We start from the raw sequence: 14,410 nt of genomic DNA on the forward strand, positions 1-14,410 counted from the left end.
GGCATCGTGTTATTAATAATCATTGTGCCATTGTTTACTTATTTTTTTGGAAAACGTTGGTATTGCAGTTGGGTATGCGGATGTGGCGGCCTTGCAGAAACTGCAGGAGATCCGTTCCGGCAATTATCCAGTAAAAAATTAATTGCCTGGAAAATTGAGCGGATAATGATTTATAGTGTATTGGTTGTGATTACTTTATTCACTGCAATAACTCTAATAAATTATTTCAGTCATGGCAGCCTGTTGGGTACGGCAACTGAAACGGTACAGACATGGTATGGATTTCTTATTGGGTCGGTGTTTGCCGGTGTAATTGGTACAGGGTTATATCCAATTTTGGGAAACAGAGTTTGGTGTAGGTTTGGCTGCCCGTTATCAGCGATATTTGGAATCATTCAACGGTATAAAAGTCGTTTCCGGATTACCACTAACGGTGGACAGTGCATCAGTTGCGGCAATTGTTCTACCTATTGCGAAATGGGAATTGATGTAAGATCTTATGCACAAAAAGGTCAAAATATTGTTAGAGCATCTTGTGTAGGTTGCGGAATTTGTGCAGAGGTTTGTCCACGGGGGGTTCTTAAACTGGAGAATGGAAAAGCTTCAGACCGTATTAACAATGATCCGATACTTATTGGTAACAACCGCATTGAAGTAAAATTATAATAGTAAACATTTGGAGAACAAGATCGTAGTTATTATACCAGCTTACAATGAAGAAAACTCTATCGCAAAAGTAATTCATGACCTACCGGCTAAACTGGTTACTGAAATTATTGTGGTAGATAATAATTCAACAGACAATACTTCTAATAAAGCTAAGCGGGCTGGAGCAACGGTTTTGTTCCAGCAATTGAAAGGATATGGTAATGCCTGCTTAACGGGAATTGAATACCTTAAAAATATGAAAACGCCTCCAGCAATTGTAGTCTTTATTGATGGAGATTATTCTGACTATCCCGAACAATTGCCGGTTGTAATAAAACCAATTATTGAGGAAGATTATGATATGGTTATTGGTTCAAGAAATTTAGGATTAAAAGCTAAAGGTTCAATGATGCCACAACAGGTATTAGGCAATAAACTGGCTACTACATTGATGAAGTGGTTGTACAAAACCAATTATACCGACCTGGGACCATTCAGGGCCATTAAATACAAATCGCTGATTGCATTGAATATGGCGGATAAAAATTATGGCTGGACTGTTGAAATGCAACTCAAAGCGGCAAAATTAAAAATGAAAACCTGCGAGGTTGCTGTGGATTACAGGAAAAGGATTGGCGTTTCAAAAGTGAGTGGAACAGTAAAAGGAACGCTGGGAGCAGGATATAAAATCATTACAACTATTTTCAGATACATTTAAAATGCAGGTAACCCAGCAACATAGAAAATTTATTATACCGTTAATTACCGGCTTAACGATGCTGGTATATCTTATACTTTTATATCAACTACCAAGAAGTAATTTTTTTGCAATTTATCTGTCATTCCTTTTATTATTTGCATCTTATTTCTATATCGTAAAAGAGGAACAAATTTTTTCTCTAGAATTTTGTATTGGCTTAGCGATCATGTTGAGGTTATTTGCTGTATTCAGTTTGCCAGCATTATCAGATGATTATTTCAGGTTTATATGGGATGGTAAAATGTTTTTGCATCATGTCAATCCTTTTTCATTTACACCCAAAGAGTATCTATCTACTCATGCAGATGGTCAGTTACAGTTCCTGTACAATAACCTGATACCAGAATCGCAGGAATCCTTTACAATTTACCCTGCAGTATTACAATATATTTTTGCGATAGCGGCAAAGCTTTTTCCGGCCAACCCTTATGGAGCAGCAGTAGTGATGAAGCTGTTTATTTTTATAGCTGAATGTTTTACATTGTACGGTTTATTGCTGCTTTCAAAAGGAAAAAATTTACCATCAAGAAATATTTTATGGTATGCGCTTAACCCATTGGTTATTGTAGAACTTACCGGAAATGTTCACTTTGAAGCACTGCTGATTTGCTTTTTAGTTTTTACTTTTTACTTTTTAGAAAAAAATAAAATTGCATTCGCCGCTTTGTTTTGGGCGTTAGCCATCTGTTCTAAAATTTTACCGGTTATGCTTGCCCCTTTGTTTTTAATGTACCTGGGCTTTTGGCGCTTTTTTAAAACCGGATTGCTTACTGTTGTTTTTACCACCATCCTTTTTATTCCTCTTATCGATCACCAGCTGTTCGCTCATTTAAGCGACAGCGTGGGCAAGTATTACAACCTCTTTGAATTTAATGGAAGTTTTTATTACCTCTTTGTACGGATCAGCCAACTGGTTTCTGATAATGATTATTCCGCACAGATTGCATCGATGTTAGGAGCAATCGCTTTAGTGCTAATTCTGTTTATCTCATTTTTTAGATTTAAAAAAGAAGTCCTTTTCGAAAAGGCACTCTGGATATTTTTTATTTATTTTCTAAGTGCTGCAATGGTACATCCCTGGTATATCAGCACCCTTGTTGCGTTGGGGGTATTTACTAAATATAAGTTCCCAGTTGTTTTTTCATTGCTTATTCCATTGTCATATTTTCCTTATTGGCTGAAAGTATATAATGAAAACATGTGGGTTATACTGCTGGAATATTCGTTGCTTCTATTGTTTGTTTTAAGTGAATTAAAAATAAATAATGGAAAAACGAAAGGGTCTATGAGTTCAGCGTTTTCGAGACTACTAAACATTATTTAAGTTTTAAATAAAGGAAAAACTTAAATAAAAAACACTTGGTTATGGCAAGAATAAAATTGATACAACCCGATGAAGCAACAGGAATATTGAGTGAGGTATTTGCTAATCTTATCGAAAAAAGAGGTAAAGTTTCTGAAGTGCTGGCAGTACAAAGCCTTCACCCGGCATCTATACAAAGCCACCTTAATTTGTATATGGATATAATGTTTGCTAAAACATCTTTATCAAGGCCGGAAAAGGAAATGATAGCTGTGGTTGTTTCTGTAACCAATGGCTGTGTTTATTGCAAAACCCATCATGCTGTGGCATTGAATAACTATTGGAAAGATGAGGCAAGGGTAACTAAGCTGATTGCAGATTATAAAATAGCAGGATTATCATTCAGAGAAGCAGCCATGTGTACGTTTGCTATTCATTTAACAAAATATCCTGCGGAGCATGACAATAACGACCATACAAACACATTAAAAACTGCGGGGCTTACGGATGAGGGAATTTTGGACACTGTGCTGGTAACTGCATATTTTAATTTTGTGAACAGGATTGTGCTATCACTTGGCGTTGAACTGGAAAAAGAAGGCGGAACGGGTTATAAATATTGAGAATATGCCTGGATTAGTTATAAGGATTCCGACTATCTGCTGAAAAATTGATTATATAAGACATTAAATAATATTAAAATCAACAAAATGAACCCAAAACTTAAAAAAGCACCAGGTTAAACTTGTCAAGAAAATAAATACCATACAAGTAAATATGGTAGAGTCGCCTACCAGTTGGTTTTGATTAATTTAAAACCAACAAAGATTGTCAGGAAACGTTATAATTTATAAAGTAATAGCTTATTAAAATAGAGGCATAATTTATTTAGATGAAGGAAGAACAGGTAGCAATAATAATATTTGCACAAACAGGCAAAAAGGAAAGGATAAGCAAACATATTCTCTCATCCGGAAACGGCGATGAATTATTATTTGATTTTTTTAATAAAAACGTAGAAAGTCTGGTAATAAAGACACAATTACCCTATTTTTTTATATCGGAAAAGAAGCAAATTGGTTGCACTTTTGGAGAAAAAATTACCAATGCTGTCTTGAGTGTTTTTTCAAAAGGGTATAGCAAAGTTATCGTGGTAGGCAATGATTGCCCTCAATTGAAAGCCAGGCAAATAAGGAATGCATTTGAAGCATTGAACGTAAATAAAGAAGTAATCGGAAAAGATAATAGAGGGGGGGCATATCTTATTGGCCTTACTAAGTCAAATTTTGATTCAAGATCTTTTCAGGAATTACATTGGCAGACCAACCGCCTTTTTGATGAACTATATAATTTATTAAATACCAGCAACGATATTGAAATTCTGCCGGTTTTATATAATCTCAATACCCGCGCAGAAGCCAGTTTTGTGCTTAAATTATCAAGCTTTAAATCCTCTTTAAGAAAAATAATCCTATTATTTTTAAGCCACCATCCTGCCCGACAAAATATATTTGATCAAATCGGCACTTCAATTATAATTTTTTATAGTAAAGGATTAAGGGCACCTCCTTTGTTTGTTTTGTAAGTTTTTCTAACAAATTATTTAATTTATAAAACATTTTTATGCTGAAGTACGTCATATTTTTAGCCCTAATACTATTTTCATTCGCTGCCTTTTCGCAGGTAGACTTATCAGTTAGCGTCACAAATTCATTAACTTTTAAGCCAGTTGATGATGTAATGGTTTCATTGGAAAATAAAGAAATTGGTTTTAAACAAACACTGCAGTCAAACCCGACTGGTAAAGTTATTTTTAAATCCCTAAGCATCGCAGGCTCCTATAAAATAAGCCTGGTCACCGACAAGTATGTTTCAGAATCCGTTGATAATATACAACTACGAACTAATGAATTTCCCTCTGTGCAAATTATTGCAACAGAAAAGAAAGTGAGCCAATTGAAAGAAGTTAAAGTATTTTCCGGCAGTTCAAAAATCAACACCATCAATGCCGAAGTATCTGCGCAGTTAAAAAGAAAGGAATTAGAAACCCTACCCATTGAAGGCCGCGATATTACCCGCTCGCTTTTCAGGTTACCAAATGTAACTCAAGCCACTGGTTTTTACCCGGAGGCTCCAAATGTGAGTATTAACGGGGCTAATTCATTATTTAGTTCTTACCTGATTGATGGCCTTGATAACAATGAAGGATTTTTAGGTGGACAGAAATTTGCCATACCACTTGGGTTTACTCAAAACGTAAGCGTACTCACCAATAACTATTCTGCTGAATTTGGAAATACTGCCAATGGCTTATTTAATATAACAACCCGAAGTGGCAGCAATGATTTTAAGGGAGAAGTATTTTATCTTACAAGGCCTGGTCCTTCCATTGATGGTAAAACAGCATTTACTCAAAAAGACCTTTCTGGCAATGACGTAAAAAATGGTTTTTCCCGTAAACAATTTGGTTTTGCATTGGGTGGCGCTATCAAAAAAAATAAGACTTTCTATTTTTTGAATGCGGAGCAAACTATTGATGGTAAAGATAACCTGCTCTCCTCTCCACAATTGGGTGTAAATGCTACTGTAAAAGGAACAAACAGCTTTACCTATTTATCAGGTAAAATAGACCAGCTTTGGAATTCCCATTTCCATTCCTCCTTACGTGTTAATGTTGGTATTGTAAATATAGAACGGCAGGGTGGTGGGCTCGATGGCGGTGTTGCGTTTCCATCATCGGGTAATAAACAAGATAGAAATTCAATGCTGATTGCCTGGAAAAACAGCTACACAAAAGCGAATTTTTCCAGTGAAACTAACCTGCAGTATAGTCGTTTCCGCTGGAACTATGCAAGGCCAAATAATCCCAATAGCCCCCAGGTTACTGTCCGTGATTCTTCCTCCAACCTGGCAACCATTGCCGAATTAGGACACCCTGGTTATGTGTTTGATTCGCATGAAAGTACGGAGCAGGTGCAGCAAAAATTTAAATGGTATTTTAATAAACATACCCTAAAAGTTGGTGTGGAAATAATTACAGCTAACCATAATTTATTTGGAGGCGGTACTCCTGCCGGATCCTACCAGGTTGACCTGAATGCAGCACAGGTTGCAGCATTGAAAGCATCAAATAAAGGCGCAGGTTTAGCTATTACTGATATACCCTCAAATGCTAAAGTATCCGATTATAGCATCGAGTTGAGGCCAATAAAATTTGGTAAACGCCAAAGCATCTATACCGCTTATGTTGAAGATCTTTATTCAATCAGCAGCAAGTTGAATTTTACATTTGGTTTACGATACGATTATGATAATCTTTCAAAAGGCGGCGGCAGCAAGGGAGATTGGAATAATATAGCGCCACGGGCAAGTATCAATTATAAATTAACAGAACGCAGCAGCATCAGAGGTGGTACCGGCTTGTTTTACGACAAGGTGCTATACACTATTTACAGTGATGCATTGCAACAAAATACAACCAGCGCAGATTATAAATCAGAATTACAGGCATTAATTGCAAAAGGGATATTGCCAGCCAATACTGACCTTTCAAAAGTTACCTTTAATGGAAATATTTCTGCTGCTGCAACCAATGTAACTTATCTCAATGGCCCCTCAGCCGCATCCTTACAAGGCCAGCGGGACAATGCCTTTAGTTTTGAACGAAGAATATTAAACCCGGGTGGCTATTCAAATCCATATACCTGGCAATCAACAATCGGTTATCAATACCAGATCAATAATAAGGTTTTGTTTTATACTGATGTAGTGTATAACCGGGGTTATAATTTATTCCGTTTGCTTGATTTGAATGCGCCTTCTTCTTATGTTATTCCACTAAATGGTACAACAGCCAGAAGTGAAACTGATGCAAATGCAACAAGGCCGGTACCAATTTATACTGATGCACAGGGTTATTACGGATTAATTAATGGCCAAAAAGTAAGAGGCGTTTCCAGAAATGTAACGATGACTGATGCGGGTGGAAAATCCGAATACATAGGCTTGAGTGTAAATATTAAAAAGGATAAAGCCGAAGATAAATATGCCTATTTTCTTTCTTACACTTTATCAAGTTTGAAAAATAATACGGATGATATTAATTTCAGGGCGGCGGATGCTAACAATTATACCGCTGAATGGGGACCTTCACTAAATGACCGTAGGCATGTTGTTAGTGCCGTGTTTTATTATTATCCGGTAAAACAATTCAGTATCACTATGGCAACTTTATTACAAAGCGGGCAACCCATAAACAGGATACCGCAGGCAAACCTCTATGGTGGTACAACAGATTTAAATGGTGATGGCGGAAGTTTCGGTGATGCCTATGTTGGTAACAGCGACAGGCAACCCGGCGAAACCCGCAACAGCGACCGTTTACCCTGGAACAAATTATTTGACATTGGACTTCAATACAACCTTAAATTGAAACATGCCGGTACACTTGAAATAAGGGCCGACATATTTAATATCTTCAATACGCAGAACCTGAGTGGCTATAGCAATAACGCCACCCAAAGTAACCAGATACAAATTGGCCCCAGAAGCAATGGTATTGTTCAAAAGAATTCCGGAGCGCCACGCCAGTTTCAGTTTGGTGCACAGTATGCATTTTAAGTACACATTTTTTAGGAAAGGGGTTTTAAAACTGCCCCTTTCTTTTTATTAATTTTTGACGTAGATGAAAAAATACACTAGTTTATTATTAGTGCTTACTGCAATTTTTTTGGGTGCATGCAACAGCAATAGTACAAGTAAAGAAAAGGATCCTTCACAACTTTCATGGAAAGAAATATTAAATCAGGCCAAAGGACAAACGGTGAATTTTATGATGTGGCAGGGTGATCCGCAAATAAATAAATACATAAACAATTACGTAGTGCCTTCAGTAAAAGAAAAGTATGGAATCACGTTGAATATAACTGCAGGGCAGGGTAATCAATTGGTATCTATTTTAATGGGGGAAAAAGAAGCCACAAAAACTAACAGTGCAATTGACATGTGCTGGATAAACGGAGAAACCTTTTACCAGCTAAAACAAATTGATGCGCTGTTTGGACCGTTTGTTTCCAAATTGCCCAACTCGAAATTGATAAATTTTGACAACCCATTTATTAAATATGATTTTCAAACACCGGTAAATGGTATGGAATGCCCCTGGGGAAATGTGCAATTATGTATCATTTACAATAAAGATAAAGTGCTGTCGCCCCCTAAAAACAGGCCCGAACTTGAAAATTATGTAAAACAAAACCCTGGCAAGTTTACAATTCCTACTGATTTTACAGGGCTTACTTTTTTAAAGTCTTTATTAATAGATATCGCCGGTGGTGGCGGTTCACTTGCAGGCCCTTTTGATGAAGCCAAATACAAAATTTATTCGGGGCAGTTATGGCAATATATCAATGGTATAAAATCCTATTTGTGGAAGTCGGGCAAAACCTTTCCCAATGCTGTGGCACCCATGCACCAGATGTTTTCGCAGGGCGAACTTTACTTTACCATGAGTAATAATGATGGTGAAGTGGATAACAAAGTTACTGAAGGCACACTCCCGGCATTTGCCCGGTCGTATGTATTTGATGCCGGCACCATACAAAATTCGCACTACCTCGGCATAACAAAAAACAGTAACCAAAAGGCGGCAGCCATGGTTGTTATCAATTTTATGGTTTCACCGGATGCACAATTAGAAAAACAAAAATCTTCTGTTTGGGGAGACGGAACTGTGCTTGATTTAAATAAACTTAGCGCAGCGGAAAAGGCAGCATTTAATTCCCTTCAAACAAGAGTGTATGGACCAAACAGGGCAGATATTCAACCCAAAGCGTTGATGGAATTGGCGCCGGAATACATGATAAGACTTAACGAAGACTTTAGAAAATATGTTATTGAACAATAAAATTATAAACCGATCAGGCATTGTTTGCTTTATGCTTTTGGTACTGTTACCATTTGCAGGCAGTCTTGTTTATGCAATACTATATTCGTTTGGTTTAACGGGTATTTTGTCCCATGGTTTTACTACAACGCATGTTTCAAGCCTGCTGCAAAACACGGAAATGTTTTTTTCATTAAGCTATAGTTTTTATATCGCGGTTTGCTCTATACTTATTTCTTTTTTACTTGCAATAACCGGCGTACTGTTTTTTAAAACAGCCATTACAAAAAGCAAATGGTCGTTTTTTCCATATTTACTGCTGGCTTTACCTGCCATCGTTACAGCGTTTGTTTCCTTGCAGTCGTTAAACAAGACTGGTTTTCTTTCAAGAGTGTTATACCAGACAAATATCATCAACGATCTTAGCCAGTTTCCGGATATGGTGAATGATAAATTAGGTATCGGAATAATAACTACGCATGTGCTAATGGCAACACCTTTCTTCCTGATTTTCTTTTCAAACATATACGAGGCAGAAAATATAAAGGCATTATCCAATGTAGCTAAAACACTGGGTGCATCTTCAGTAAAAATTGCTGAAAAAATTGTTGTTCCGATATTGCTAAAAAAAGGAATAAATACGATATTACTTTATTTCATTTTTATTTTTGGCTCTTACGAAATTCCATTGATACTTGGACAGCAAAGCCCTCAAATGATTTCAGTACTTATTGTCCGCAAAATGCAACGATATAATTTAATGGACATTCCTCAGGGCTATTTTTTATCACTTGTTTATTCCGTAGCGGTTATATTATTATTAGCTGTTTTTTTAAAATCAAAAAACCAGGCAATATCATGAAATACTTAAAACGCCCGATAGCATTTTTAGCATTGCTCTTATTCATGATGCCATTTGTTTTTCTCTTCATATTATCAATCGCCGATGGATGGAATTTTCCACATTTGCTGCCTTCGGGCTATAGTACAGAGCGATGGAGTAGATTAATGCAAAACAGCGGCGGACTCTTACAAAGCTTACAGCTTTCATTCTTTATTGCATTAATAGTAGCCATTGTTTCCACCATTACCGGTTTTACCATAAGCCGTTCCATATCATTGCAGCGCAAAAAAAAATACTTATTGTTTGCCTGCTATTTTCCACTGGCGTTATCGCCGGTTATTTACTCGCTGCTGCTGAACCATTTTTTTATCCTGTTTAATTTATCGGGCACTTTTACAGGTGTTGTAATTGCACAACTCATCATTACAATCCCGTTCAGTATATTATTATTAAGGAGTTTCTGGAACGAAAATATCCGTGCTTTGGAGCAGGTAAGTACAACCCTCGGAAGTAATTTGCAGCAAACGATTTTTAGAGTGCTATTGCCGATGGCTTTACCACAATTATTGGTTTGTTTTTTTCAAACCTTTCTTATCTCTTGGTTTGAGTATGGATTAACAACAATTATTGGTGTTGGAAAAGTACAGACACTTACACTTAAAGTGTATCAATACATTGGGGAAGCAAATATTTTTTATGCGGCATTGAGCAGTTGCATCATTGTTTTTCCACCCGCTATATTTTTATGGATCAACAAAAGATTTGTATTTTCTAAATTGAATTAATGCTGTTAAACATTCAACATATCAGTAAACAATTTTCCACAGAACCTGTGCTTGAGAATATTTGCCTTACGTTAAATGAAAACCATACACTTAGTATTTTGGGGAAATCGGGTTGTGGTAAATCCACCTTACTTAAAATTATTGCCGGTGTTGTTTTACAAGATGAAGGTGACATTATTTTGAAGGGAACAAATATTAATACGCTGCCTGCCAACCTGCGCCATATTGTTTATATGAGCCAGGAGCCATTGCTGTTTCCGCATTTAAATGTATTTGAAAATATTGCATTTGGCCTTCGGATTAAAAAAGAAAAAAAAGTAGTTGTTGACACAAAAGTAAATCAACTGCTTGCCAGTCTTGGTCTGCAAAGCCATCATAAAAAAATGCCACACCAGCTTTCAGGCGGACAAAAACAACGGGTTAATTTTGGCAGGTCATTAATAATAAACCCTCCTTTATTATTATTAGATGAGCCGTTTGGCAACCTGGATACACAAACACGTGCAGAGATGCAGCGACTATTTAAACAGGTTGCCGCGGAATTTAATATTGCTTCCATCTTTGTTACCCACGACATTAAAGAAGCATTATTGATGGGAGATGGCATTGGTTATATGAATGCAGGGAAACTTAAAATTTACGATAGTAAAAAATCATTCATTTCAGACAGTATTACCGGTGCACAACAGGAAATTACTTTCTGGCAAAACTTATAAATTATGAATACGGAGAATAATTATAATCATTATGAAAGTATCTATTGGGTTTTTACTCAATTGTGTAATGATAAATGCGACCACTGTTACAATAGCTCTGGCCCGCAGGGAGAAAGAATTTCAGAAGAAGATTGCATGAAGATCATTGGTAACCTGCCAGATACTGTTGACAGGCTGATTCTTTCAGGAGGAGAACCGCTAACGGAAAAAAAATTATTGTACAAGATATTAGATCGCCTGCAAGAAAAATTTAAAGGTGCTACACAAATTATGTTGCAAACAAATGGTGATTTGTTATCGGGTGAAATATTGGATACACTTGTTGAAAAGGGAGTTACCCGTATTGACCTGGCAAGCATAGACCGGTACCATAAAAATGCAGGCGCAAGATTGGAAGTGCTCAAGCAATTATTCTTTTCCCGTGGCTTTAGTGACGAAAATACATCGCCGTTAATTGAAAAAGATACTTACCTGAAAAATGATAAACTTTCCTTTGGTTATTGGGGTGCAACAGAAGATATGTGGCTTGGTGGAAATTGGGCAAGGGGCAGAGCAATGGAAAAAAATAACTGGTTAAAGAACCCCGACCATAATTTTTGTAAAATATTATCGGGTGCAAGAGGTTTCCTGGGAGGCACCGAATTGCCGATGGAAATTTCCATTCAACTTTGGAAAATAAATCCCTGCTGCCCCGGAACAAAATACCCGATGGGCGATGCAAGAAAAGAGAAGGTGGCTGACGTGTTACAACGGATATCTAAAATGGAAGTATTTCAAAAATTAAATTTAGGTGAGCCCTGGCAAATGGGTGAACATATTGGCATATCGGTGGACCAGGCAAAAGTTGAAACAGCAGTGGTAGAAAATATTTGTTTGTATTGTGATCTTTTCTTTTTGAAGCACATTAATAGTAAGACAATGGAACTAAAATAATGGCATAGGTCGTTGCTAAATTCTTAAACAGAAAAACTGTACATAATAAAACCGGCGGAGCTTTCAGGCACGTGATAACGAGGAACGATTTATTTTTTGAAAGTAACTTATGTATGATGAAGAGGTTATTGTTAATCTTTATTTATTTTGTTTGTATTTTTTTATAGGAAAAATATCCGCTGATAATGGTGGTGATTACAAGAACAAAATATACCCACAACGGTATATTTTTACCAAGAATTACGAGGTAGATATTCGCTGCATTAAAAATAAAAAGTGAGAAAATTAACGGTCATTCGATGGATTTACTTTGCCGGTAATTCTTAATGAGCCATGCAACGGTTAACATAAACAAAGGTGTAGCGACTAAATGGATGCCCAAAAAAATCAGTGGATCAACATGGTAGTTTCTACCCAGCGTGATGTAATAATTTTTTATACCGTTCCAAATGTTTTCCATGTAGCTATTACTAACGATAAATTTTACGACTGATGACAAATATTGTTGGACTGCCCATTGATAAAGAGATTAATTAGTAATTTAAAGGGATGAAGCCAAACGACAAAAAATCAATACTGACGGTTGATAAAAGGCCATTCAGCGTGCTGATCATTAAAGGCTCGGGCAGAAATAAGTACAATTGCCCCGGTGTGGACAATAAGGCCAGAATGCTGATAATTAAGATGGCAGATATTCACACATGGGCAATTATCGGACCGGCGAACTGGTATGCGCCTGCCAGTAACGTGAAGCTGATGTTCGACAGATTGGTTTGCATGAACGTTGGCAATACGGATGAAAAATTGATGTCATATAAAGATCCTGAAATGGCCATTGCATTAGAGAAATCAGAACAGTGGAAAGAACTAATGATCAATCATCTTGAAGGACGAATTGCCGGCTTTTTTTGCAACGGTGACCATGGTGGTAAAGAAATGGATAATAATAATGTGCCGAAAATATTAGCGCATAAAGATTATTTTGACGGGACGGCGGAACCATTTAAAGATATGCGGCAGGCTTACGCACCTTTGGTATGGCAATGCCGTTGCGGTGGCATTGAAGTGCCGGAAAATTTATCGGCCTTTGCTGAAAGTGGGGCGAAGAAAAATACAGCGATAACCAATCTGGAGATTTCATTAGTGAATACATGGGCAAATTTGAAAACGGGGTTGCTTCATTTGAAAAATTTGAAGAAGCAAAAGGAAAGATAAAGCCAGACAGATACCGGGTATTAGGTTACAAACAGCCACCACATTTTTGGGGTGAGTTAAAAACCGGGCTAAAGGCTTTAATGCTGCGGTTTGGGAAAGCGCCTGCTGCTGCTTACCACAAAGACAATTGGATTTACATCTGAATAAGAACACCAAACTGCATCCAAAAAGGACGTAGGGTGAAAAGCTAAGAAAATAGCGCATCTTCTAAACGCAACAATTATGAAACAACTAATAGAAACAACGGAATATTTATCAGGTAAAGGAATTATTAATCCTGAAATCGGAATTGTTTTAGGAACGGGACTCAATAAAATTTTAGATGAGATAGAAATAATAATCACTGTTCCTTATAGTGATATACCAAATTTTCCAACAGCAACGGTGGAGTTTCACAAAGGCAATTTAGTATATGGAAGGATTGCAGAAAAGAAGGTATTGATCATGCAAGGAAGGTTTCACCAATATGAAGGATATGAAATGCAGCAAATTGTTTTTCCTGTAAGGGTTATGAAACTACTTGGCATAAAAGTATTGTTACTTTCCAATGCTGCAGGAGGAATAAATTTAAATTATAAAAAAGGCGACCTGGTGTTGCTGGATGATCATATCAATCTTCAATCGGGCAACCCATTAACTGACAAAAATTTCGATGAATTGGGTGGCCGCTTTCCTGATATGAGCATGCCGTACAATGCAACATTAAATAGACTGTTAAAAAGTAACTCGGCTAAATCAAATATTGAATTGAAGCAAGGAGTATATGCAGCGGTTAATGGCCCCAACCTGGAAACAAGAGCTGAATATAAGTACCTGAAAGTGATTGGAGCTGATATGGTGGGTATGTCAACTGTGCCGGAAGTAATTGCTGCCAATCATGTAAAATTGCCTTGTGCTGCTATATCCGTAATTACCGATGAATGCGATCCTGATCATTTAAAACCGGTTAACATTGCCGAAATAATTGAAACGGCAGGTAAGGCGGATGCAAAATTAGCAAGGCTTTTTGCAGCAACTATTTCATCACTCAATTTCAGCGAACTATGATGGAAAATGCGTTGATTATATTTATTAAAAATCCGGTAAAAGGGAAAGTAAAAACAAGGTTGGCCGCAACCATTGGGGATGATATGGCCCTGGCAATTTACCAGAAGCTTTTAAAGCATACTTTAAATATTGCTGAGCATGTAACAGCTGATAAATTTATCTTTTTCTCAGATGCTATTGATGAAACTATTGGGGATGTTAATGCTCCTTTTTATTATAAAATTCAATCTGGTAACGATTTGGGTGAAAAAATGAAGAATGCTTTTGTGCAACTA

Annotated in this window: 14 protein-coding genes; all 14 read left to right on the plus strand. The window is 36.9% G+C overall.

The annotated features are described in order from the left end of the window. On the plus strand, nt 1-666 hold a 666-nt coding region (locus H7254_RS19685), incomplete at its 5' end, for a 4Fe-4S dicluster domain-containing protein (RefSeq protein ID WP_301934602.1). A 10-nt stretch (nt 667-676) separates the two neighbouring features. Then, nucleotides 677-1,366: a glycosyltransferase family 2 protein gene (locus H7254_RS19690; RefSeq protein WP_301934603.1), complete on the plus strand. Its 690-nt coding sequence runs from the start codon at nt 677-679 to the stop codon at nt 1,364-1,366. A gap of 235 nt (nt 1,367-1,601) precedes the next feature. After that, the gene (locus H7254_RS19695) at nt 1,602-2,732 is read left to right on the plus strand and encodes a hypothetical protein (RefSeq protein ID WP_301934604.1); all 1,131 of its coding nucleotides are present in this window, start codon (nt 1,602-1,604) and stop codon (nt 2,730-2,732) included. 41 nt (nt 2,733-2,773) lie between these two features. Next, the gene (locus H7254_RS19700; protein ID WP_301934605.1) at nt 2,774-3,334 is read left to right on the plus strand and encodes a peroxidase-related enzyme; all 561 of its coding nucleotides are present in this window, start codon (nt 2,774-2,776) and stop codon (nt 3,332-3,334) included. 269 nt (nt 3,335-3,603) lie between these two features. Then, a complete protein-coding gene (locus tag H7254_RS19705; RefSeq protein ID WP_301934606.1) occupies nt 3,604-4,296 on the plus strand; it encodes a DUF2064 domain-containing protein in 693 nt (230 codons plus the stop codon). 38 nt (nt 4,297-4,334) lie between these two features. Continuing rightward, nucleotides 4,335-7,331: a TonB-dependent receptor gene (locus H7254_RS19710; protein WP_301934607.1), complete on the plus strand. Its 2,997-nt coding sequence runs from the start codon at nt 4,335-4,337 to the stop codon at nt 7,329-7,331. Between the two features lie 64 nt (nt 7,332-7,395). Continuing rightward, the gene (locus H7254_RS19715) at nt 7,396-8,616 is read left to right on the plus strand and encodes an ABC transporter substrate-binding protein (protein ID WP_301934608.1); all 1,221 of its coding nucleotides are present in this window, start codon (nt 7,396-7,398) and stop codon (nt 8,614-8,616) included. 160 nt (nt 8,617-8,776) lie between these two features. Then, nucleotides 8,777-9,457 (plus strand): hypothetical protein, encoded by a 681-nt coding sequence (locus tag H7254_RS19720; RefSeq protein WP_301934609.1) that lies wholly within the window; start codon nt 8,777-8,779, stop codon nt 9,455-9,457. After that, nucleotides 9,454-10,224 (plus strand): ABC transporter permease, encoded by a 771-nt coding sequence (locus H7254_RS19725; RefSeq protein WP_301934610.1) that lies wholly within the window; start codon nt 9,454-9,456, stop codon nt 10,222-10,224. The genes H7254_RS19720 and H7254_RS19725 overlap by 4 nt, the downstream gene beginning before the upstream one ends. Continuing rightward, entirely contained in the window at nt 10,224-10,940 is a 717-nt protein-coding gene (locus tag H7254_RS19730; RefSeq protein WP_301934611.1) for an ABC transporter ATP-binding protein, read from the plus strand. The genes H7254_RS19725 and H7254_RS19730 overlap by 1 nt, the downstream gene beginning before the upstream one ends. Before the next feature lie 3 nt (nt 10,941-10,943). Then, entirely contained in the window at nt 10,944-11,873 is a 930-nt protein-coding gene (locus H7254_RS19735) for a radical SAM protein (RefSeq protein WP_301934612.1), read from the plus strand. Between the two features lie 549 nt (nt 11,874-12,422). Next, nucleotides 12,423-13,088: a hypothetical protein gene (locus tag H7254_RS19740; protein WP_301934613.1), complete on the plus strand. Its 666-nt coding sequence runs from the start codon at nt 12,423-12,425 to the stop codon at nt 13,086-13,088. Nucleotides 13,089-13,310: 222 nt separating this feature from the next. Beyond that, nucleotides 13,311-14,135, plus strand: a complete 825-nt coding sequence (locus H7254_RS19745) for a purine-nucleoside phosphorylase (protein ID WP_301934614.1) — start codon at nt 13,311-13,313, stop codon at nt 14,133-14,135. Then, on the plus strand, nt 14,132-14,410 hold a 279-nt coding region (locus tag H7254_RS19750), incomplete at its 3' end, for a hypothetical protein (RefSeq protein WP_301934615.1). The genes H7254_RS19745 and H7254_RS19750, both read left to right, overlap by 4 nt.

It is taken from the genome of Ferruginibacter sp. (genome assembly GCF_014377975.1).
Taxonomy (GTDB): Bacteria; Bacteroidota; Bacteroidia; order Chitinophagales; family Chitinophagaceae; genus Ferruginibacter.